The organism is Glutamicibacter sp. NPDC055354, from assembly GCF_053644955.1.
The window spans coordinates 115,880-138,310 of the sequence record NZ_JBSHMB010000003.1 but is presented as its reverse complement, the minus strand read 5'-3'; the positions used below and the strand labels follow the sequence as shown (position 1 = coordinate 138,310).

Genomic DNA, 22,431 nt, shown 5'->3' with positions numbered 1-22,431 from the left:
GGGTTGCCAAGCTTTCAAGCTTGGCAACCCACGGGCATTTTTGGTTTTCGGCTGGTTGGCCCTCTGGCCTAGTCGTCGTCTAGCGCGGCTCCATGCGGCGTCGCTCCGCCTTCATCGGTCCAGTCCTGGCCAACTTCATCATTCAAAGCAGGGTCGGAAATGGTATCGGGCTCTTCGGCCTCTGCCTTGTGCAGTCGGGCTTCAGGGTTGTTCTCGCTCATAAATCCATCCCTCTCGTTGCTTGGAATGCCAACCTAGCAAGAACCGCTGGGCATCAGAAGCTGCAGAACCCGCTTTTCAGGAACCCCTAAGGTAAACGTCAGCGCGCTTGGCTCGGGGCCACAGTCGATGCACGGATAACGAGCTTGGGAGTGAAAACGAATTGCTCGCGGACCGCTTGATCGCCCGCTTCTGCTTCGCGCAGCAAGACGTCGACAGCGGTTCGCCCGATTTCTTCTGCTGGCTGGCGCACGGTGGTAATCGGGATGACGGCCGACTCGGCGAAGTCGATATTGTCGTATCCCACCAGAGCAATATCCTCGGGAACACTGAGTTCGCCGGACATCACCAGGGCCTGCAGTATGCCCAACGCGAGCAGGTCGTTGGCCGCAAAGATCCCGTCGGGGCGCTGTGCAGGATCCATGGCAAGAATACGCTCTCCGGCTGCCCGTCCTTCCAGCACAGTCAGGTTCTTGGTAGGCATGTGCTCCAGCACGGCATCCGGGGCTTGGGCCAATACCGATTGGGCTCCCGTTAATCGGTGCTGGACCTGTTCGATGCTCTGCGGTCCGCCGACGAAGGTGATCCGCTTTCTGCCAATGTTCAGCAGGTGCCGTACGGCAATTCTTCCGCCTTCCACATCGTCCACGGAGACCGATGAAAAGCTGCGGTCGCCACTTCCGCGGTCCACCAGCACCACTGGCGTGCCCGCTTCGCGGATCCGCCAGAGCCGGCTCAAGTCGCTGTGCAAGGGGGAGATGAGTACTCCGGCGACGCGTTGCTCTTCGAAGAGATCCAGCAGTTGCTGTTCGGTGCTCAGGGAATTGTCGCTGGCTCCCATCAGCACGGTGTAGCCGTTGTCCAGGGCACGATGCTGGGCGCCCTGGGTGACGTCCATGAAGAACGGGTTGCGTGCATCGAGGACGACGAGCCCGAAGCTCCGGCTGCGGCCGGCACGCAGTTGCCTGGCCGCATCGTTGCGGACAAAGCCGAGCTTCTCGATGGCTGCGGTGACCTTGGAAACGGTGTGTTCGGAAACAACCTGGGGCCGGTTGAGCACGTTGGAGACGGTGCCTACGGAAACGCCCGCCTCGGCGGCAACTTCCTTGACGCTGACGGCCACAGAGCTTTCCTGTTCTTCGGTGAGTTGTTCTTCTGCGAGTATAACTGGCGCACGGATGGGAACTGGAATCCCGACAGCTTTTTGAAAGGATTCAAAAGAATGCGGCATTCGCTCGACCGACCGCTTGCAATTCAAGTGTGACCTGCTCTACACTCGAATTTCGAAGCGATTGAAACGATTCATTTTTGTGCAAAGCGAATCGGATCGCACAGTTTTGCCCACCCAGTTCCAGCGCTCCGGAAGAGTAGTACGATGCGAGTTTGCTTTCAATTGCAGGTCAATCCCGACCTGATCGACGAGTATGTGTCGCGCCACCGGGAAGTGTGGCCGCAGATGCTCCAAGCCATCGAAGAAGCCGGGCGTCGCAACTACTCACTCTTTCTGCGCGAGGACGGGTTGCTGATCGGCTATTACGAAACCGATGACGACAGCGCGGCCCAGGCCGCCTTGGACTCCGACCCGCGCACCGCAGCGTGGGAAGCGGAAATGAGCCGATTCTTCCTCAGCCTGGGCGGCCGGCCAGATCAGCAAGCGCCGCGTCTGCGCGAGGTCTTCAATCTCGAAAACCAGCTGGCCGCACTTGCCGCATCCCAGCAGTAGTAGCCCGCAGAATTACTAGAAATGGAGAGTTCCATGAGCTCGAAGCTGAGCCCTGAGCACCTGCAAATCCTTGACCGCCTTGCCATCGAAGTCCCTTCCTGGGCCTATGGAAATTCGGGCACTCGCTTCAAGGTCTATTCGACCCCCGGGACCCCGCGCGATCCCTTCGAAAAAATCGCCGATGCGGCTGAAGTCAACCGATTGACCGGACTGGCTCCCTCGGTGGCCCTGCACATTCCGTGGGACAAGGTCGAGGACTTCACCGTGCTGCGCGAGCATGCAGAAGGCCTGGGCGTCAGCCTCGGAACCATCAATTCGAATACCTTCCAGGATGACGATTACAAGTTCGGCGCCTTGACCCATGAGGATCCGAAGATCCGCCGCAAGGCAATCGACCACCACCTCGAATGCATCGACGTAATGGATGCCACCGGAAGCCAGGACCTGAAAATCTGGCTGGCAGAGGGCTCGAACTATCCAGGCCAAGCGGATATGCGCGGGCGCCAGGACCGGCTAGGCGATTCGCTGGCCGAAATATATGCGCGGCTTTCCGGAGACCAGCGCCTGGTGCTGGAGTACAAGTTCTTCGAACCGTCCTTCTACCACACCGACGTGCCCGACTGGGGAACGTCCTATGCCCAGGTTGCGGCCTTGGGGGATCGGGCCATGGTTTGCCTGGACACCGGGCACCATGCGCCAGGCACCAATATCGAGTTCATCGTGATGCAGCTGCTGCGGCTTGGCAAGCTCGGATCCTTCGACTTCAATTCCCGCTTCTACGCGGATGACGACTTGATCGTTGGCTCGGCAGACCCGTATCAGCTGTTCCGCATCATGGCCGAGGTGATCCGCGGTGGCGGACTGGACCAGGACACGCCTGTGGCCTTCATGCTCGATCAGTGCCACAACGTGGAGAACAAGATCCTGGGCCAGATCAGAAGCGTCCAGAACGTGCAGGAAATGACGGCCCGGGCGTTGCTGATCGACCGCGTAGCGCTGACTGAAGCACAGATTTCCGGTGATGTCCTGGCCGCCAACGAGATCTTCATGGATGCCTTCTACACCGACGTGCGGGCCGACCTGGAAGCATGGCGCGCAACGCGCGGCCTGCCAGCCGATCCGATGCAGGCCTTCCGCGCCTCCGATTACCAGAGCCGAATCGAAGCATCGCGCGCTGGTGGCGTGCAAGCAGGATGGGGAGCCTGATCATGAACACCGCAGCAAAGAAGCGCGGCATCTCCGGGTGGAAAGCCACCATTGCCGTAGCCATGAGCAATTACATAGAAGCCGGAGCCATCATTGCGCTGGCCACCAGCCTCAGCCTGTGGCAGGGCGCGTTCGGATTCGACGACGCGCTGGTCGGTGTCATCGCTGCCGTGTCGGCCAACGCGTTCGGCGCGGCCCTGGGTGCACTGATCGGCGGACCGCTCTGCGACCGTCTGGGCCGCAAGTTCATCTATACCTACGACCTGATCGTGTTCATGGTCGGCGCCCTGATGATCACCTTCTCCTCCGGTACGAGCCTGCTGATCATCGGCGTGGTCCTCATGGGCATTGCCGTGGGCGCAGGCGTTCCAGCCTCCTGGACCTACATTGCCGAGGAGGCTCCGCAGGAATCGCGTGCTGCGCACGTGGGCACCGCTCAGCTGGCGTGGTCGATTGGCCCAGCCATCGGTTTCGCGCTGGCGATCCTGGTTGAGCCTTGGGGCGTGAACGGCTCCCGGGCAATCTTCTTCCATCTTTTCCTGATCGCCGCTGTCACTTGGTGGGTCCGCCGCGGATTGCCCGAGTCCAGGAGGTGGAAGGAGCAACGTGCCGCGGAAACGGCTGCTGGCGTGAAAGCCTCGTTCTTCTCCGGCATGCGCGGGCTGCTGGCCGACCGCCGCAACTGGAGCGCGCTCTTCTTCCTGCTCGGCGTCTATGGGCTATGGAATACCGTGGCAGGGCAGGCTGGCATTTTCCAGCCTCGCGTCTATGCTGCCGCTGGCGTTGAATCCGCTACCCAGCAGAACCTGCTCCAGGTGCTGGTCTGGGTGCTGACCGCCGCCGCAACCTATTTCGGATTCATGAAATACGGAGACCAGGTCTCGCGGCGTTGGCTCTACTTCGGTGGCGCCCTGCTGGGTGTTGCGGCCTGGACCGTGCTGATCTTCGCTCCTCCAGGTGCCTTCTCCCTGCTGTTCTACGCAGTGGCCTGGGGCATCTCGGCGGGTATCGGCGCGCAGGCTTTCTACGGGCTATGGACCGCGGAGCTCTTCGCCACGCGCTACCGCGCCAGTGCACAGGGCGTGCTGTTCATGCTTGCCCGGGTGCTTGTCGGCCTGCTCTCGTTGGTGTTCCCGGTACTGCTCACCAACCTGGGCTTGGAAAAGCTTGGCCTCCTGATCATCGGCCTGCTGGTCGTCGCGTTGCTGATCGGCACCATTTGGGCGCCGGAAACGCGAGGCAAGTCGCTGGAAGAGATCGAACTGGAGCGCTATGGATATGAAACCAGGGCCACCAAAGTCGACGCCTGAGAACCACTGCCCCCATGCACATTAACGAGTCGGAAGACAAGAACACCATGAGCAACACCATCGCGACACGCACCACCGCACAGGAACTGATTCAACGATCCAACCGGTTGGGTGCAGACAAGAAGAACACCAACTACGCCGGTGGAAACACCTCGGCCAAGGGCACCGCGAAAGACCCGGTCACCGGTGAGCAAATTGAGCTGCTCTGGGTCAAGGGATCGGGCGGGGACCTCGGCACGTTGACCGAAAAGGGGCTGTCGACCCTGCGCCTGGACCGCATGCGCTCGCTGGTGGACGCCTACCCGGGCGTGGAGCGCGAAGACGAGATGGTCGAGGCCTTCGATTACTGCCTGCACGGCAAGGGAGGCGCCGCGCCATCCATTGATACCGCAATGCATGGGCTGGTCAACGCAAACCACGTCGACCACTTGCACCCGGACTCCGGCATTGCCATTGCCACTGCCAAGGACGGCCGGGAGCTGACCGCAAGGATCTTCGGCGACAAGGTGGCTTGGGTTGACTGGCGCCGCCCCGGATTCCAGCTGGGACTGGATATTGCCGCGATCAAGGACGCCAATCCGCAGGCCGTGGGCTGCATCCTCGGCGGCCATGGCATCACCGCCTGGGGAGATACCTCCCAGGAATCCGAGTCCAACTCGCTGTGGATCATCGACACCGCCGCTGCCTACCTTGACGAGCACGGCGCACCGGAGCCCTTCGGTCCTGTGGTTCCCGGATTCGAGCCGCTGGACGAGGAGGAGCGCCGGACCCGCGCCGCCGCATTGGCCCCGAGCATCCGCGGCCTGGCCAGCACCGACAAGCCCATGGTGGGGCACTTCAGCGATGACCAGCGAGTCCTGGATTTCCTCTCGCGCCAGAAGCTGGCGCAGCTGGCGGCCCTGGGCACCAGCTGCCCGGACCACTTCCTGCGCACCAAGATCAAGCCGATGGTGCTGGATCTTCCCGCTACCGCAGGCGTATCGGAGCAGATCGCTCGCCTGGAAGAACTGCATGCGCAGTACCGTGCTGACTACCAGGCCTACTACGAGGCCCACAAGGACCTGGACTCTCCGGCGATGCGCGGGGCCGACCCGCTGATCGTGCTGGTCCCGGGCGTCGGCATGTTCTCCTATGGGGCGAATAAGCAGACCGCACGGGTCGCTGGCGAGTTCTACCTCAATGCCATCAACGTCATGCGCGGCGCCGAAGCGGTCTCCAGCTATACGCCGATTTCCGATGCCGAGAAGTTCCGCATTGAATACTGGGCGCTGGAGGAAGCCAAGCTGCAGCGCATGCCCAAGCCCAAATCCCATGCCGGGCGCATCGCCCTGGTCACCGGTGCCGCGTCGGGCATCGGCAAGGCCGTGGCGCAGCGGCTGGCAGCCGAGGGAGCCTGCGTGGTCATCGCAGACCTGGACCTGGACAAGGCGCAGGCCGCCGCGGCGGAGCTGGGTACAGCAGATGTGGCCGTTGGCGTCGCCGCCAACGTGGCCGATGCGCACGCCGTGCAACGTGCCATCGATGAGGCGGTGCTGGCATTTGGCGGATTGGACCTGGTGGTGAACAACGCGGGCCTCTCGCTTTCAAAGCCCTTGCTGGAAACCACCGAGGCCGACTGGGACCTGCAGCATGATGTGATGGCCAAGGGATCGTTCCTGGTTTCCAAGGCCGCGGCCAAGGTGCTGATCGAGCAGAAGCTCGGCGGCGATATCATCTACATTTCCTCCAAGAACTCGGTCTTCGCAGGTCCGAACAATATTGCCTACTCGGCCACGAAGGCCGACCAGGCGCATCAGGTGCGCTTGCTGGCCGTGGAATTGGGCGAGCATGGCGTGCGCGTGAACGGCATCAACCCCGATGGCGTAGTGCGCGGCTCCGGGATCTTCGCCTCCGGCTGGGGTGCCCAGCGTGCGGCGACCTATGGCGTGGCAGAGGAGGATCTGGGGCAGTTCTACGCAAACCGCACGATCCTGAAGCGCGAGGTCATCCCGGAGAACATTGCCGATGCCGTGTTCGTGCTGACCGGGCCGGAACTGACCCGGACCACCGGATTGCACATTCCGGTGGATTCCGGAGTGGCGGCAGCCTTCCTGCGATGAGCAAGCAAGCAGAGAGCGCGCCGGTCGCAGCTATCGACCTCGGCGCCACCAGCGGACGTGTCATGATCGGCCAGATGGTGGACGGGAAGCTCCAGCTCACTGCCGTCCACCGTTTCGCCAACGGACCGGTTCCGCTGTCGAGCCTGGAACCAGGGGCGCGGCAAGAAGCGCTGGCCTGGGATATCGATGAGCTCTGGGCGCAAATTCGCCACGGCCTCTCGCTGGCTTTCGCGCAGCGCGGGGATATCGCCAGCATCGGGGTGGACTCCTGGGCGGTGGACTATGCGTTGCTCAAGGACGGCAAGCGCCTGGGAGAAGTGCGGCATTACCGGGATCCGCGCAATGAGCGCGCGGTTGCTGCGCTGGAACAGAAATTCAGCCGGCGCGAGTTGTTTGCACGCAATGGGCTGCAATTCCTTCCGTTCAACACCGTGTACCAGCTGCAAGCCGAGAAGTTGGAAAACCGGTTGGCGGACGCCGAGGCGCTGCTGCTGGTTCCCGACTATTTCAACTGGATGCTCACAGGGCAGCGGCGCAGCGAGTGGACGAACGCTTCCACCACCGGGTTGCTGAACCACAGCACCGGTACATGGGACGAGGATCTGGTTGCTGAACTGGGGCTTTCGGGAAAGCTCGCGCAGCTTGTGCACCCTGGCCAGCCGGTGGGCGCCCTGCTGCCCGAGCTGGCTGCGGAATTCGGTGCCAGCCACGAAGTCCAGGTAGTGGCGGTCGCTTCCCACGACACGGCCAGCGCAGTGGTTGCGACCCCGCTCTCCAGCGGGAAATCCGCCTATATCTCTTGCGGAACGTGGGGATTGGTTGGTGTGGAGCTGGACCGCCCGGTACTCACCGAGCAAGCGCATCAAGCGGGATTCACCAACGAGCTGGGGCTGGATTCCAGTGTCCGGTTCCTGAAGAACGTCGCCGGAACCTTTCTGCTCAGCGAGTCGATCCGCCAATGGAACGACGACGCGGAAGCCGCCGGAAGGGAAGAAACCAGCTTGGAGCAGCTCCTTGCCGAGGCCGCGGAATTGCCTGTTCCCCAGATGCTGATCGATCCTCAAAGCGAGCGGTTCCTGGCTCCTGGCCAGATGGCCCAGCGCATCTGCGATGCGGTGGAAGCCGCCGGCGGGCAGCGCCCGTGCTCACCTGCCGAAGTGATCAGGGTGGTCGTCGAGTCGCTGGCTCAGAGTTTCGCCCGCCAAGCTGCAGAAGCCGCGCGGTTGGGAGGATTCGAGCTGGAGAACATCCATATTGTCGGAGGCGGCTCGCAAGGCCAGCTGCTGTGCCAGCGCACTGCAGACCATGCGCGCGTGCCGGTCATTTCCGGACCCGTGGAATGCACCGCCCTGGGCAACGTGCTCGTGCAGTTGCAAGCGGCTATGCCTGCGGGTGGTGATGCATTGAACCTGCGCGACGTGGTGCGCGACTCGGTGCCGCTAGGCGCCTACGCCCCGTCGCAGGCCCTGAAGCTGGCCTAGATCCGTGTGGGATATCTAGGCCGTCGTCGACCCTTCAGCCCGATGGGGCTGGAGGGTCGAACTTTTTACACCTTGCGCTGCACGAATACCACGGCATCCTCCAGGGTCGCCGGATTGCCATCGGGACCGATGATGGTGCGTTCGCGGACCTCGGCGCACAGCACCTCCCACTGCGCCGGATCCAGAGCCAAAGCTTCCAGTTCTTCTTCGGGGCTGGGGAACACTGGCATCTGGTGATCGGGCTTGCTGGCGAAGGACGGCATCGATGCATGGGACAGGGCCAGCAGGTGGCCGCCGGGTGCGACCAGGGTCGCTGCCTTGCGCAGGAAGCTGGCGCGAGGGAATTCAAAGGGTGCCTGGAAGAAGCTCAAGGTCACCAGGTCGAAGGTTTCCCCGGTATTCCACGCAGCCAGATCCGAGGCGATGAAGCGAGTCTGCCCCGCGTCCAGGCCGTGCTTGGCCGCTTCTTCCTGCGCGCGCTTCACCGCGGTGGGCGAGATGTCGACTCCGGTAGCCTTCCAGCCGTGGGTGGCCAGCCACAGCGCATCGCCTCCCTCCCCGCAGCCGATATCCAGCGACGTGCCGGGGGCCAGCGGGGCGACAAGGTTCTCGATGACCTGGTTGACCTTGCCTGACCAGACCCGCTCGGACTGGCCGTAGTGGTTCTCCCAGAAGGCGACATCATCATGTTCTTTGGTGTGGTGTTCGTGGTGGTGGCTCATTTTCGTTGTTCCCCATTCGTCAGTAAGGCCGTTGTTATCGACCCTACTGACGATCGGCCCCATGCGCGATCAGTTTTGCGCCAGAGGCAAGAATCGCTGCTCCTACCTTGCACTGACCTTGCCGAAGAGCCGGGCTATGGATGCGAGGATCATTGGCCGGCAGGCCAGCCAGGCGCCGGCGATTACGAGCAGCGAGAGCGCGAAGAAGAGCAGTCCGGTCCAGTTATCCGCGTACGCGGCTGGATCCGTGGAACCCTGGGCCGCGTACATGTGGTTCAGGTTGCGCAGCGCCCCGGTGGAGAACACCAGGATCACGTGCACGAGGATGAACACAGCGAAGTACAGCATGGTTGGGAAGTGCAGCGCGCGGGCAACCTCGATCGGGTACTTCGCGGTCAGTGCTGGCATGTTCTTCGGCCAGAAGGCGCTGAGCCGGAAGCCGGTGATCGCCGCGACCGGGGCCGCGATGAACACGGTGGTGAAGTAGGCCAGCTGCTGCAGCGAGTTGTAATTCACCCAGCCGTTTTCGGTGGGCCAATCCAGCGTCAGGTACTGCAAGGCCGCCGAAATCGCGTTGGGGAAGACCTCCCACGACGTCGGGACGATGCGCATCCAGTGGCCTGTGGCGAACAGCAGCACGAGGAACACCAGGCCATTGATGATCCACAGCAGGTCAAGACCCTGATGCAGCCAGAGGTTGATGCTCACCTTCGGGCTGCGCTTCGACGACCAATAGGCAGGCGGCTTCTTCTGGTGCCTGACCAGCATGCCAGAACGGATGATCAGGACCATCAGGAAGAAGTTGAAGAAGTGGTTCCATGCCAGCCAGCCAGGGAACCCGAGAGGTGCCGAGTCCGGCAGGTGGTACTCACCCGGGTAGCGTTCCATGAATGACTCCACGGCATCGATGCCGGCAATGCCGCGGGCAACGAGCACCACGGCGGTGGCGATGCCCAAGGCGCAGAATGCGCCAAGGATTCCAGCCAGCACCCACTGCTTGGTCGTCATCGGGCCATGCTTGGCCGCTTCTTTCTTGCTCTTCGCCGCTGCCTGGGGTGCCGGCTTGCTCGCGCGCCCGGCGGCCGGCGCGTTACTTGCCGCGGCTGCTGGCGCGGCAGGTTCCTGCGCACCCATGCGGGTACGGGCAGGAGCAGCCTGCACCTCGGCGGCCGCAGGCTCCGAGGCCAGCGCGGCGCCGGATGCCTGGCCCACCGGATCCGCGGGTGCTGCCTCTGCCCTCGGCGGGATGGCCGGTGCGGCCTGGGCCTGGGTAGCTTCCGCAACCGGTGCCGGCGGGAGCGCAGGCGCTGGAGCCGCTGGAGCTGCGGCAACAACGGGAGCGGCCACGAATGAACTTGGCGGCCACGGTTCTGCACCGGCGGTGCGCGGCAGGCCACGGCGAACTGCTGGTGCCCCGGCACTGCAAACCGCTGTGGCCGGGGCGGTACCCGCGGTGGCAACTGGTTCGGGGGCCGCCGGCGCTGATTCAGCTACCGGTTCGGCAACCGGTTCGCCAACTAGCTCGGCAACCGGCTCGGGTGCTGGTGCAGCGCAAGCGTTCTGCGATGCGGCTGGAGCGTTCGCGGCGACCGGCGTTCCCGCAGGCGGCCACGGCCCGCCGCCGGCAACCCGTGGCAGGCCCTGGCGAAGAAGCCCGGCAACCGCGCCCTGATCTGCAACAGGTTCCGCGGCCGGTGCGCTGGCTGCGGAACTAGCAGATGCTTGGCCAGGCGTTGGTTCCGCAGGCACCGACGGGCCAACGGGCTGGTCGAGAACTGGTTCTGCAGCATCCTCGACCGCGCTAGGCCCTGCCGGGACCGCGGCGCCTGCAGCGGGAGCGAACAGCTCGGCTGGCGGCCAGGGATCGCCGCCGGCCACGCGCGGCAGCCCCTGGCGGATGGATTGGTTTGGTGCGTTCATGGCGATCAGGCCTTGCGTGCTTCCAAGGCGGAAATCAGCTGGGGCACGACCTTGAAGACATCCCCCACCACGCCGAAGTCGGCGATCTCGAAGATCGGCGCATCGGCATCCTTGTTGATGGCGATGATGGTCTTGGCGGTCTGCATGCCCGCCTTGTGCTGGATGGCTCCGGAAATGCCCAGTGCCACGTACAGCTGGGGAGAAACTGCCACGCCGGTCTGGCCCACCTGGGCGGCATGCTCGACGTATCCGGCATCCACCGCCGCACGCGACGCGCCCACGGCAGCGCCCAAGGCATCGGCCAGCTGGTGCACCAGGTCGAACTGCTCCGCGCTGCCCAACCCGCGGCCACCGGAGACCACGCGTGCCGCGGAACGCAGCTCGGGACGGGTGGATGCCGTTTCGGCCGTTCTCAGTTCCTTGACCTCGACCTCCGGCTTGCCGCTGGCGGCTGCTTCCAGCGGGATCGCGCTCGCCGGTTGGGCCTGGGCACGCTCTTCGATGCTGCCCACGCGCACGGTGATCACCGGCGCGCCGAAGGTCGGGGCGCTGTGGGTCGAATACGCGCCGCCGTAGATCGAGTGGGCTGCGATGATTCCCTGGTCATCACGCGAAACACCGAGCGCATCGACGCTCAGCGCCAAGCGGTGGCGCACCGCGAAGCGTGCGGCCACTTCGCGCGAAGCCAGGGTATGCCCCAGCAGTACGGCTTGTGGCTGGATTTGCGCGAAGGCCTGCTGCAGCGCGTCAGCCATCGGCGCGGTCAGCACCGGAGAATCGACGGCGGCGGTGAGTACCTGCGCGGCGCCAGACTCGCTGGCTTGCGCCGCCAGGGTATCAAGGGATCCGGCCGGAGCGGCGACAAGCGCTACCGGGGTGCCCACGGCAGAGGCGGCGCCGAGCAGTTCCTCGTGGTTCTTGGCCAGCGTTCCAGTGGCCGTGGTCTCGAGGAAAACAAGAATTGAATCAGAAGCAAAGGAAGTCATGGTTTTCTTTCCGCTCACACCAGGTTGTTCTTGACGAGGAATTCGGCCACTGCGTTACCGGCATCGCCGTCATCGGCAATGACAGTTCCAGCGGTGCGGGGCGGGCGCTGGGCCACCGAAACCATGATGGAACGCGCAGTATCCGCAGGCAGGGACTCGACGCCCAAATCGGCCAGGGACAGGGACTCGACCGGTTTCTTCTTCGCGGCCATGATGCCCTTGAAATTCGGGAAGCGGGCATCCGGCAATGCCTCGGTGATCGAAGCGACCGCTGGCAATGGAGCGCTGATCTGGGCGGCAGCGCCATCCAGCTCGCGCAATCCGCTGATCGCGCCGTCGGCAATTTCTACCGAGGACAACGAAGTCGCCGCCGGAAGATCAAGCAGCTCGGCCAGCATGACCGGGAGCATGCCCGCGGAGCCGTCGGTGGACATGTTGCCGGTGAGGACCAGATCGTAGCTGCCTCGGCGCAAAGCCGCCGCCAGGACCTGCGCGGTGAGGACCAGATCGGCGCCGAGAAGCTCCTCGTCGCTGATATGCACGGCGCTGGCAGCGCCCATGGCCAAGCCCTTGCGCAGGGTGGCCTGAGCTGAATCCGGGCCCATGGTCAGCACGGTGATTTCAGTTCCAGGGTTCGCATCAGCATGCTTCAGCGCAACTTCCAAGGTCCGCTCGCCGATTTCATCGAGCACCACTTCTGAAGCGGCACGGTCAGCCAGGCCGGTCTCCAGATCCAGCAGGCGGTCCTCTCCGGTATCTGGGACTTCTTTGATCAAAACCGCGATCTTCATTATTTTCTCCCTCTTATCGCAGTAGCATCTGCCAGGACAGCCGATGGCCGGAAATCACCAATGATCCGGGGCTTCGCGGACCACTGAAGCGGCCCCCGCCGAAACTACTAGGAAATCCAAGTTCATTAATAGGCCACGGCGCAGATTTTCTGCAGAGCTGAAAGCATTGTGTCGCAGGCTACGTCTGTCTTTGCTGTTCATCTTGTCGGATTCAGCGCCATTGGTCAATGAAAGTGGACAAGAAAACAGCAAGTGAGCACCTTGAACACCAAAGGTCCACGATCCGGCGGGGTCATCCGGGCATGCTTCCACGCAGGTGAGCCGCATCGCGCTATTCGCCCGGCTTCGGGCGGGCACCGTAGGCTTTAACCAGAGACCAATTTCGGAACCAAAGGACGGCTCATGGCCAGCAAAAAGCGTCAAGGCAAGAAGAACTCGGGCGCAGGAAATCCTGCCAAGGCGGCAGCGCGCGGCCGCAGCGTGTTCCTGATCCAGGCTGAACAGCAGATCAATGCGCTTCGCCAGGACTACACAACTTGGGTAGCGCAGCAGGTTCCTGCCTTTTCGCCTGAACAGGCGGCGCAGGCAGCGGGCATGCAGCTGGACGTCATCGGGCAGATCGCCGGCCAGTACGCCGAGAACGCCCGCAGCTCGAACCTGTTCGACCTGGACATCGATGTCTTCGGCGAGACTCTGGCCGAGCACCTGGGCAACCTGCCGGAATCCTTGGCTCCGGAGCCGATCTTCACCACATGGCTGGAATACTTCAGCTTCATCGAGCGGCGCATGCTCTGGCAGGGCCCTGCGGAGAACCTCGAAGCCCTGCGCGAGATGCTGGAAGATACGCTCAATGGTTTTGCCGAGGGCGACGCGGAGCTATGCGGATTGCTGCGCGAAACCAGGTTGTTCAGCCAGGTCAAGGCCTATGCCCAGGCAGTGGCCGAAGGCGTGGACATGGAGGACTTCAGTGCAGCAGCCGAAGCGCCGCGCGCCAAGGTATTGACTGCCGTTGGCCTGGATGCCGAAACCTTCGACCCGGAAGGCCCGGCGCCACTAGCCTTCAACTACATCTGGAGCGCCGGCCGGATGTCCGTCGTGGAGTCGGAAGGATCGGTGTTGCGCACGGATCCGGACGCCTACGAATTGCTGGTTGCCGGCGAGGAAGCGGGCAGCGCGCAGCTGCTCTTCGAGATGGCTGTCGGCTGCGTCCAGGCGCACCTGAACCCGACCTTCGATGTCACCTTGCGGGATGAAGCCCATTACCTGGTGCTGCGCAACCTGCTGGTCACCGCATCCACCGGCCGCGAAGGGGACTTGGAGGGCCTGCGCCGCAACTGCGGTCCGAAGATCTACGATGCCGTGCTTCCAGAAGCCCGCATCGCCATGGATTCCTTGGTCGGCTACGGTCTGATTTCCAAGGACGGCGAGCACTACAGCATCGACGAGCGCCTGGTTCCGGTCATCTCCGCCGGCATCTCAGAGGTCGAGGCCTTCTTCGAAGAAGCCGAATAAGGCAGGGGATGATACCCGCAGAGGCACCAGTCTGCGGGTATCATCCAACCTAGGAAGATATTCGCTAGTAGCAAGCAGGCAATCGCTAATGGGCAAGAAAATCAGTTGGCCAATGAGCTGGCTGGCTGCAGCCAGCGGGATCCTCTTTGCGGTGTTGCTGCTGATCGTGGATCCGCTGATCGCGGATGCCCCATGGTGGTCCGAACCCGACTTGTGGGTGCCCTTGGCGTTCCCGCTGCTTCCATGGCTGGCAGTTGCCGGCGTGATGGCATGGCTGGGAAGCGCAACCGAGCGCTGGCTGCACGCTCTGGTGTTCAGCTTCAGCGCCCTGGCCGCCGGGGTGATTCCCGGCCTTTTCTGGACGCTACTGCTCTTTGACGCTTTCCCGGATTCCGCCAGCCCGCAGCTTCCCATGGCCGTCTCGCTATTCTCGGGTGCGGTGGCAATTGTGCTGGGTGCAGTTGCAGGCGGGCGGGCAATTTTCAGGCGTTTCAGGAAGGCCCGGCTGGCCGCCGTGGCGAACTAGGCGGCGGAGCTAAGCCCCTGGAGGCTATCGAGCCTGGTCGTCCTGCCGCGAGGCAGCGATGGAGATCAGTTTCCGCAGCACCTCCAGGTCGATGTCCTCCAGCTTTTTCACGTACACGCAACCGGCTCCCTCGGTGTATTTGCCCAGCTGCGGCAAGAGCTGGGCGCCCTCGGGAAGGTCCTTCAGCCCGTAGAGCGAGAGCTGGGCCTTGCGCGGCGAGAAACCGGTCTTGGGCCAGATGCCCGTGGTGCGCGCATTGGCAGGGGAGATGTAGGTGTAGCTTCCGTAGCCCACCATGCTCGGTCCCCACATCACCGGCTGCTCGCCGGTGGCTTCGCGGAAGATGCGGTCCAGTTCGTGGCCGTCAACCCGGCGCTTGGCCGGGGTTGCCGCCTCAATGAATTCCTCCACGCTGGCCTCAGTTGGAAGGGTCTTCTGACTTGTTGGCAAGTGATGCCTCCTCGGGTGCTCCAGGTGATTCGGCCTGGAAAATTGTCGACAGCTTGCGGTACTGGCTGGTGCCCATGGCCAGCAGCGCCACCACAATCATGATCAGCCCGCCGGCCAGGAATATCAAGGCGATGCCGCGCGCCTGGCCTTGCCCCACCAGCCAGCCGAATCGGTCGTCGCCCGCTGGCGAGCGCATGAAGGGGATGACCAGGTACTGGGCAATCGGCGCGATCAGGAAAGCGGTAATCGGCGCCGCGGCGGCTTCCATCATCTGGGCGAAGCCGAACACCCGGCCCTGGCGGCGGAAGGTGACCACCTTCTGGATCACCGTTTGCTCCGAGGCTTCCACCGCCGGGATCAGCATCATGTAGAGCCAGATGCCCAGCACATAGAGCCACGTCCATTCGCGGATGGTGAAGATCGCGCCGAGGAATCCCATGACGGCAACCAGCAGGAGCATGGTGCGGATCGGGTTGGCCCCCAGACCGAACTTGGCGATGGCCAAGCCGCCGATGATGAAGCCGGTGGATGCCAGCCCGAAGGTGATGCCCCAGGCTTCGACCGGCATGATGGTCAGCCCGTAGGGATCCATCAGCGCCATGTAGGTGCCGCCGATGAAGTTGTTGAACATCGAGAAGATGATCAGCGCGAATAGGCCAGGGATGGCCATCACTGTAGTGAAGCCCAGGCGCAGGTCGCTGGTCTTGGTCCGCCCCTCCTCCTTTTCCGGTTCCTCCTCCGGGATGGAGATGCCCAAAAGGTGCAGCATCGTGACCACGACCATCACGATGGCAATGGCCAGCGTCCATCCCATCCCCAGCAGTCCGATGGACAGCCCGGAGAACACGCTGGTGATGATGAAGGCGATGCCCTGCACCGTGCCCACCAGCCCGTTGGCGTTGGCATGGCGCTCGACCGGGATCAGCAAGGTGACCGTCGTGGACAGCGCGATGCCTCGCATCTGCTCCACGATCGCGCCGAACAGGATGACCAGGCAGAAGATCCAGAACTGCCATCCGCCGATATCCAGGATGTCCTTCGTGGGCAGCCAGAGGTAGATCAGCCCAGCCAGGGAAAAGGCCACAGCGGTGATCATTGCGGAGAAGACGAAGACCGATTTCTTGCGGTGGTTGTCCACGATCGTCCCGAAAACCATGGAGAACACGGAGATCAGCAGCATGAATGCGCCGCCGATGATGCCGGTGGCCATGACGTTCTCGGTCTCCAGGTACACCCAGAAGGTCAGCGCGAACCACAGGTAGCTGGTGGTGAGGTTCGCGACGGCGGTGTTGACCAGGATGTGCATGAAAGAGCGCTGGCCCTGCGGCGGAACTTCGTGGTTCTGGCCGTGGGCCGGCGGGAGATCAGGGGGTCCTTCATCGCGCATGGGCAAGCCTGCTTCGAAAAAGTGGCTGGTGGTCGTAGCAAAAGAATACGCCGATGCATTGATAGGCAACAGGTGTGAATTCAGACGATCGAAAACATAGTAGTCAGATGCCTAGCCCAAGCCTAGGCATAACCCTAGTGTGACCGCCCGCACTTTCTGCCAAGGTTGAATCCATGCAAACCGGCTGCAGCGGTTTCCCCTTTAAACGAGCATTGAATGGACGGAGCACACCACGCCATGACCGAGACCCTGAACGAGGTATCCAGCCTGCTGGATAACGCGCTGGTTGACAGCCCGGAAACCGGAGAGTTCCGCGCCAACCGAAATATCTTCACCGACGAAGAGATTTTCGAGATGGAAATGAAGCACATCTGGGAAGGCAACTGGGTGTACCTGGCCCACGAGTCCCAGATCCCGAACATCGGCGACTACTACACCACCAACATCGGCCGCCAGCCCATCATCATCTCGCGCAACAAGCAGGGCGAACTCAATGCGCTGATCAACGCCTGCAGCCACCGCGGAGCCATGCTCTGCCGGCGCAAGACCGATAACCGCACCACCTTCACCTGCCCGTTCCATGGCTGGACCTTCAACAACTCCGGCAAGCTGCTCAAGGTCAAGGATTCGCGGGGAGCTGGCTACCCGGAGCAGTTCAACAAGGACGGCTCCCACGATTTGACCAAGGTTGCCCGTTTCGAGAACTACCGCGGTTTCCTCTTCGGCTCGCTGAACGCCGATGTCCTGCCGCTGGAAGAGCACCTGGGCGAGGCCACGAAGATCATCGACATGATGGTTGACCAGTCCGAAGAAGGCCTGGAAGTGCTGCGCGGCGCCTCGACCTACACCTATGACGGCAACTGGAAGCTGCAGGCGGAGAACGGCGCCGACGGCTACCACGTCTCGGCCACCCACTGGAACTACGCCGCCACCCAGGCCCGCCGCGCCAACGGCGAATCCTCCAACGACACCAAGACCATGGACGCCGGCGGCTGGGACAAGCAGAAGGGCGGCTACTACTCCTTCGAGCACGGCCACCTGCTGCTGTGGACCGAATGGCTGGACCCGGCCAACCGCCCGCTGGCCGAGAAGCGCGACGAGCTGGTTGCCAAGTTCGGCGAAGCCAAGGCCGACTGGATGATCGGCATTTCGCGCAACCTGTGCCTGTACCCGAACGTGTACCTGATGGACCAGTTCGGCTCGCAGATCCGCGTCTTCCGGCCGGTGGCAGTGGACAAGACCGAGGTGACCATCTACTGCTTCGCCCCGGTGGGCGAGTCGGACACCGCGCGCGCGGCCCGCATCCGCCAGTACGAGGACTTCTTCAACGCCTCGGGCATGGCCACCCCGGATGACCTGGAAGAATTCCGCTCCTGCCAGAAGACCTACCTGGCCACCTCGGCGCAGTGGAATGACCTCTCGCGCGGCCAGGCCCACCAGATCACCGGACCGGATGAGAACGCGGACAAGGTGGGCCTGAAGCCCATCTCCTCCGGGGCGCGCACCGAGGACGAGGGCCTGTACCCGATCCAGCACGGCTACTGGCTGCAGACCATGCGCCAAGCCGTGGACAACGAACGCGAAGCACAGAACTAAGGCCGAAGGGACAAGACAGATGAGCACCATCGCACTGACCGAGGCGCCGACTTCCAACGGCGCAGTCACCACCGCGGATATCGCGCAGTTCCTCTACCAGGAAGCCCGCTTCCTCGATGACCGCGACTTCGACCGTTGGCTGGACTGCTACCACCCGGAAGCCACCTTCTGGATGCCGGCCTGGGCCGACGACGAGCAGCTGACCGAAGATCCGCAGCGCGAAATCTCGCTGATCTACTACGCTAACCGCGGCGGCCTGGAAGACCGCGTCTTCCGCATCAAGACCGACCGCTCCTCGGCCACCTCGCTGCCCGAGCCGCGCACCGGGCACAACATCACCAACGTGGAGATCGTTGCAGTGGACGGCGACAAGGTGGACATCCGCTTCAACTGGTTCACCCTGTACTACCGCTACCAGAACGTGGACACCTACTTCGGCACCTCGTTCTACACGATCGACTACTCCGGCACCGCGCCGGTGATCACCGCGAAGAAGGTCGTCCTGAAGAACGACTACATCCACCACGTCGTGGACATCTACCACATTTAAGCGACACCCATTGGGCGGCGGGGCCAGTGCAGGCCCCGCCGAATCGCCCATCCCCGAATCCTGTGAAATGAGCATGCCATGTCCCACCAGGTAGCCCTCGCCTTTGAAGACGGAATCACCCGCTTCATCAAGGTCGGCGCGAACGAAACCGTCGCCGATGCCTCCTACAAAGCCCGCATCAACATCCCGCTGGACTGCCGCGACGGCGCCTGCGGCACCTGCAAGGCCTTCTGCGAGTCGGGCAAGTACGACGGCGGCGACTACATCGAAGAAGCCTTGACCGACGACGAGGCAGAGGCCGGATACTGCTTGCCCTGCCAGATGGTCCCCGAATCCGACCTCGTGCTGCAGATCCCGACCACCTCGGATGTCGCCAAGACCTCGGCCGCCTCCTTCGAATCCACGCTGAGCGAGATCCGCCGCATCTCCGAAACCACCTGCGCCTTCAGCCTCGAGGTGGACAAGCGCGAAGACCTCTCCTTCCTGCCGGGCCAGTACGTGAACATCGAGGTCCCCGGCTCCGGTGGGCAAACCCGTTCCTACTCCTTCAGCTCGGGCCCGGAAGTGGACATCGTCTCCTTCCTGATCCGCATCACCGACGGCGGTCTGATGTCCACCTACATGCGCGATACCGCGCAGGTGGGCGACCGCATCACCTTCACCGGCCCGATGGGCAGCTTCTTCCTGCGCGAACCCAAGCGCCAATCGCTGCTGCTCGCCGGCGGCACCGGCCTGGCCCCGCTGCTGGCCATCCTGGAGAAGCTGGCCGGCATGGACAACCCGCACCCGGTGCACCTGATCTACGGCGTGAACACCGACATCGACCTGGTCGAACTCGATGTGCTGCAGGACTACACCCAGCGCATCGCGGGCTTCAGCTTCGACACCGTGGTGGGTGACCCGGACAGCGCTTCACAGAAGAAGGGCTACGTCACCAACCACTTCGAGCCGCAGCACCTGGCCGAGGGCGACGTGGATATCTACCTTTGCGGCCCGCCTCCGATGGTGGAGGGCGTGCGCCGCCACCTGGAAGCCGAAGGCCTCAAGCCGCAGAATTTCTACTACGAGAAGTTCGCGCTGGCCGTCGTTCCGGACGCCGAGCCTGCCGCCCCGGCTGCCGAGGCGCCCGCCGCGCAAGCCGCCGCCGACCAGGGCTACGAAATCGGCGAGGAGCACGCCAGCTTCGAGGCCCAGTTCGATGCGCGCATGGCCTTGGAACTGGCCGTCGTCGAGCTGACCATGGGCAAGCTGGCCGAGGGCCAGCTGGGCGAATTCAAGGTCCTGGCCGAACTGGCCGGCAAGACCCTGGACGGCGAGAAGTTCATCAACGCCGAGGAATTCACCGTCACCAATGACGCCTTCCACGAATTCCTGTTCAAGGCCGTGGGCAACGAGCACCTGCTGCAGGCCTACCGCCGCCTGGACGTGCCGGCGCTGATGGCCGCCGTGCTGCGCCAGGAGCACTGGATCGACGGGGCCGTGGACGCCGACCACCTGGGCATCGTCGCCGCTTTCGAGAAGCAGGACATCGCCGCTGCCCGCGCAGCGATCACCGCGCACAACCAGCACGCCAAGGCCACCATGGCCGCCGCTTCCAAGGCAGCGGCCCAGTGAGCGCCGGGCTGCCCGAGTCCTTCCATCCGGGACGCTTTGCCGGCAAGGTCGTCATGGTCACCGGCGCCGCCCAGGGCATCGGCTGGTCCGTGGCCCGGCGCATCGCCGCCGAGGGCGGGGAAATGGTGCTCGTGGACCGCGCGGCGCTGATCCACGAGGTGGCCGGGGCCCTGCGCGCCGACGGCGCCACCGCGCTGAGCGTGACCGCCGACCTGGAAACCTACGAGGGCGCGCTGGCTGCGGTCACCGCCGCGAAGGACCAGTTCGGACGCATCGATGTGCTGGTCAACAACGTGGGCGGAACCATTTGGGCCAAGCCCTACGAGCACTACGCGCCCGAGGAGATCGAAAAGGAAATCCGGCGATCGCTGTTCCCGACCTTGTGGATGTGCCGTGCGGTCTTCGAGGAAATGGTCCAGGCCCGATCCGGAACCATCGTGAACGTCTCCTCGGTCGCCACCCGCGGCATGAACCGCGTCCCGTACGCGGCGGCCAAGGGCGGGGTCAAGGCCATCACCTCGGCGCTGGCCATGGAGGGCGCCGAGTTGGGCATCCGCGTGGTCGCCACCGCGCCGGGCGGCACCGAAGCCCCTGAACGGGTAGTCAAGCGCGGGCCGGCGCCCACCGGCGAGCAGGAAAAAGCCTGGTACCAGGCCATCGTGGACCAGACCGTGGACTCAACCTTGCTCAAGCGCTACGGCACCTTGGACGAGCAGTCGGCGCCCATCGTGTTCCTGGCCTCGGATGAGGCCTCCTACATCACCGGTTCCACCCTCGCGGTGGCCGGAGGAGACCTCGGCTAGCGGCAGTCCCGGCACCGCAAACGCACCACCATGGAACAAACGGCTCGTGATCACGGGCCGTTTGTTCCATCCAGCACCAACCCGGCCGTGCTTCCAGCGCCGGGCACGTATTTTCCGGGGAACAACGAGGTTCCCCGGTCACCGCAAACGAACGGAAAAACACGTGAATACCAGCCCAATGACATCCAGCAATGCCGCCAATGGCGCCGTGCGCTGGGTGGTGGTGATCGCCGCCATCGCCCTGATCTTCGACGGCTACGACCTGGTGGTTTTCGGAACCATCGTCTCCACGCTGCTGGCGGACCCCAGCCAGCTCGGCCAGCTCGATGAAGCCGCCGCCGGATTGCTGGGCAGCTACGCGCTGCTCGGCGTGATGGTCGGTGCGCTGTCCACCGGCGCGATCGGCGACTACATCGGCCGGCGCAAGGCGATGATCACCGGCATCATCTGGTTCTCCGTCGGCATGGGCCTGACCGCGCTGGCCTCCGACACCCTGTGGTTCGGCATCCTGCGCTTCCTCACCGGCATGGGCGTGGGCGCGATCGTGGCCACCGCTGGCGCGGTGGTGGCCGAGTTCGCCCCGAAGAACAGCCGCAACTACTACAACGCGATCGTCTACTCGGGCGTGCCGGCCGGAGGCGTGCTCGCCTCGCTGCTGGCCATGGTGCTCAGCGACGTGATCGGCTGGCGCGGGCTGTTCCTCATCGGCGCGCTGCCGCTGCTGTTCCTGCTGCCGATGGCCTGGTTCAAGCTGCCCGAATCCCCGCAGTGGCTGCTCTCCCGCGGCCGCGTGGCCGAAGCCCGCGAGGTGGCTGCGCGCACCGGAATGCTGCTGGAACTTCCCAGCGACGCCGATGCCGGGCAGCTGAAGGCCGAACGTGTCGGCTTCGCCGCGCTGGCCACCAGGCGCTACGCGCTGCCTACCGCACTGCTGGGCATGATGAGCTTCGCCGGACTGCTGCTGACCTATGGGCTGAACACCTGGATGCCGGAAATCATGCAGCAGGCAGGCTACGGCAAGTCCCATTCGCTGCTCTTCTTGCTGGTGCTGAACCTCGCCGCGGTCTTCGGCGGGCTGCTGGCTTCGGTGGCCGCCGACCGCGTCGGCCCCAAGCAGGTCGTGGCGCTGACCTTCTTCCTGGCCGCGCTGGCAATGGTGCTGCTGACCCTCAAGCTCCCGCTGGGCTTGCTGCTGTCCCTGGTGGCAGTGGCAGGTGTGGGAACCATCGGCACGCAGGTGCTGATCTACGGCTTTGTGTCGAACTACTACCACAGTGCCGCCCGCGGGGCCGGGGTGGCCTGGTGCGCCGGATTCGGCAGGCTGGGCGGGATCTTCGGCCCGCTGCTGGGCGGAGTGCTGCTTTCGGCGGGAGTTTCCCCGGGAACCGCATTCTATGTCTTCGCCGCAGTTGCTATCGTTGGAACGCTGGTCACCACCTGCGTCCCGATGACCCGTTCGGCCGCGCAGCGCAGCGCGCAAGAAGAGCTGGCTGCCGCGGGAGCAGGGAAGTAGCAGCACATCGAAACGCAACGCGG

At 63.8% G+C, this 22,431-nt stretch carries 20 protein-coding genes; 12 read left to right on the top strand and 8 right to left on the bottom strand.

From position 1 onward, the window contains the following. Positions 1–68: 68 nt before the first annotated feature. Positions 69–221, bottom strand: coding sequence for a hypothetical protein (locus ACWICV_RS13930; RefSeq protein WP_166650735.1), 153 nt, complete (start codon positions 219–221; stop codon positions 69–71). 98 nt (positions 222–319) lie between these two features. Continuing rightward, a complete protein-coding gene (locus ACWICV_RS13925) occupies positions 320–1,342 on the bottom strand; it encodes a LacI family DNA-binding transcriptional regulator (RefSeq protein WP_454091212.1) in 1,023 nt (340 codons plus the stop codon). 252 nt (positions 1,343–1,594) lie between these two features. Here ACWICV_RS13925 and ACWICV_RS13920 point away from each other — a divergent pair, with 252 nt between their 5' ends. The 5 genes from ACWICV_RS13920 to ACWICV_RS13900 are packed head-to-tail and all read left to right on the top strand — an operon-like array spanning position 1,595 to position 8,038. Continuing rightward, positions 1,595–1,942, top strand: coding sequence for an L-rhamnose mutarotase (locus tag ACWICV_RS13920; RefSeq protein ID WP_105656501.1), 348 nt, complete (start codon positions 1,595–1,597; stop codon positions 1,940–1,942). Between the two features lie 33 nt (positions 1,943–1,975). Next, positions 1,976–3,148 (top strand): L-rhamnose isomerase, encoded by a 1,173-nt coding sequence (gene rhaI, locus ACWICV_RS13915; RefSeq protein ID WP_400341774.1) that lies wholly within the window; start codon positions 1,976–1,978, stop codon positions 3,146–3,148. Between the two features lie 2 nt (positions 3,149–3,150). Continuing rightward, on the top strand, positions 3,151–4,458 hold the full coding sequence (locus ACWICV_RS13910) for an MFS transporter (RefSeq protein WP_208294243.1): 1,308 nt from the start codon (positions 3,151–3,153) through the stop codon (positions 4,456–4,458). Between the two features lie 47 nt (positions 4,459–4,505). Then, positions 4,506–6,557: a bifunctional aldolase/short-chain dehydrogenase gene (locus ACWICV_RS13905; protein WP_402735495.1), complete on the top strand. Its 2,052-nt coding sequence runs from the start codon at positions 4,506–4,508 to the stop codon at positions 6,555–6,557. Continuing rightward, a complete protein-coding gene (locus tag ACWICV_RS13900) occupies positions 6,554–8,038 on the top strand; it encodes a rhamnulokinase (protein WP_402735436.1) in 1,485 nt (494 codons plus the stop codon). Before ACWICV_RS13905 ends, ACWICV_RS13900 begins: the two co-directional genes overlap by 4 nt. Before the next feature lie 65 nt (positions 8,039–8,103). On the opposite strand, the gene ACWICV_RS13895 is transcribed toward ACWICV_RS13900, so the two are convergent. The 4 genes from ACWICV_RS13895 to ACWICV_RS13880 form a co-directional block, all read right to left on the bottom strand. Further along, complete coding sequence (locus ACWICV_RS13895) at positions 8,104–8,760, bottom strand: class I SAM-dependent methyltransferase (protein ID WP_105656498.1); 657 nt, start codon at positions 8,758–8,760, stop codon at positions 8,104–8,106. Positions 8,761–8,862: 102 nt separating this feature from the next. Beyond that, on the bottom strand, positions 8,863–10,680 hold the full coding sequence (locus tag ACWICV_RS13890; protein ID WP_454091213.1) for a cytochrome b/b6 domain-containing protein: 1,818 nt from the start codon (positions 10,678–10,680) through the stop codon (positions 8,863–8,865). Positions 10,681–10,685: 5 nt separating this feature from the next. Then, positions 10,686–11,666, bottom strand: a complete 981-nt coding sequence (locus ACWICV_RS13885; protein WP_402735438.1) for an electron transfer flavoprotein subunit alpha/FixB family protein — start codon at positions 11,664–11,666, stop codon at positions 10,686–10,688. Positions 11,667–11,680: 14 nt separating this feature from the next. Then, complete coding sequence (locus ACWICV_RS13880) at positions 11,681–12,457, bottom strand: electron transfer flavoprotein subunit beta/FixA family protein (protein ID WP_105656495.1); 777 nt, start codon at positions 12,455–12,457, stop codon at positions 11,681–11,683. Between the two features lie 402 nt (positions 12,458–12,859). On the opposite strand from ACWICV_RS13880, the gene ACWICV_RS13875 reads away from it, so the two are divergent. Further along, complete coding sequence (locus ACWICV_RS13875; RefSeq protein ID WP_402735439.1) at positions 12,860–13,969, top strand: hypothetical protein; 1,110 nt, start codon at positions 12,860–12,862, stop codon at positions 13,967–13,969. 88 nt (positions 13,970–14,057) lie between these two features. Beyond that, a complete protein-coding gene (locus ACWICV_RS13870; protein ID WP_105662264.1) occupies positions 14,058–14,495 on the top strand; it encodes a hypothetical protein in 438 nt (145 codons plus the stop codon). Positions 14,496–14,519: 24 nt separating this feature from the next. Here the strand turns inward: ACWICV_RS13870 and ACWICV_RS13865 are convergent, their stop codons facing one another. Together ACWICV_RS13865 and ACWICV_RS13860 are read right to left on the bottom strand one after the other, a co-directional pair. Continuing rightward, a complete protein-coding gene (locus tag ACWICV_RS13865) occupies positions 14,520–14,945 on the bottom strand; it encodes a DUF1801 domain-containing protein (protein WP_105656492.1) in 426 nt (141 codons plus the stop codon). Further along, entirely contained in the window at positions 14,914–16,332 is a 1,419-nt protein-coding gene (locus ACWICV_RS13860) for an MFS transporter (protein ID WP_402735440.1), read from the bottom strand. The genes ACWICV_RS13865 and ACWICV_RS13860 overlap by 32 nt, the downstream gene beginning before the upstream one ends. Before the next feature lie 237 nt (positions 16,333–16,569). Between ACWICV_RS13860 and benA the strand changes: the two genes are divergently transcribed. From benA to ACWICV_RS13835, 5 genes are all read left to right on the top strand, one after another. Beyond that, complete coding sequence (benA, locus tag ACWICV_RS13855) at positions 16,570–17,928, top strand: benzoate 1,2-dioxygenase large subunit (protein WP_332730805.1); 1,359 nt, start codon at positions 16,570–16,572, stop codon at positions 17,926–17,928. A gap of 19 nt (positions 17,929–17,947) precedes the next feature. Next, positions 17,948–18,478 carry a benzoate 1,2-dioxygenase small subunit gene (benB, locus tag ACWICV_RS13850; protein ID WP_105656489.1) on the top strand — a complete coding sequence of 177 codons (531 nt, stop codon included), beginning with the start codon at positions 17,948–17,950 and terminating at the stop codon, positions 18,476–18,478. 78 nt (positions 18,479–18,556) lie between these two features. Next, the gene (gene benC / locus ACWICV_RS13845; protein WP_105656488.1) at positions 18,557–20,092 is read left to right on the top strand and encodes a benzoate 1,2-dioxygenase electron transfer component BenC; all 1,536 of its coding nucleotides are present in this window, start codon (positions 18,557–18,559) and stop codon (positions 20,090–20,092) included. Continuing rightward, entirely contained in the window at positions 20,089–20,895 is an 807-nt protein-coding gene (locus ACWICV_RS13840; RefSeq protein WP_286134080.1) for a 1,6-dihydroxycyclohexa-2,4-diene-1-carboxylate dehydrogenase, read from the top strand. The genes benC and ACWICV_RS13840 overlap by 4 nt, the downstream gene beginning before the upstream one ends. Before the next feature lie 178 nt (positions 20,896–21,073). After that, the gene (locus ACWICV_RS13835) at positions 21,074–22,408 is read left to right on the top strand and encodes an MFS transporter (RefSeq protein ID WP_105662268.1); all 1,335 of its coding nucleotides are present in this window, start codon (positions 21,074–21,076) and stop codon (positions 22,406–22,408) included. Positions 22,409–22,431: the final 23 nt, after the last annotated feature.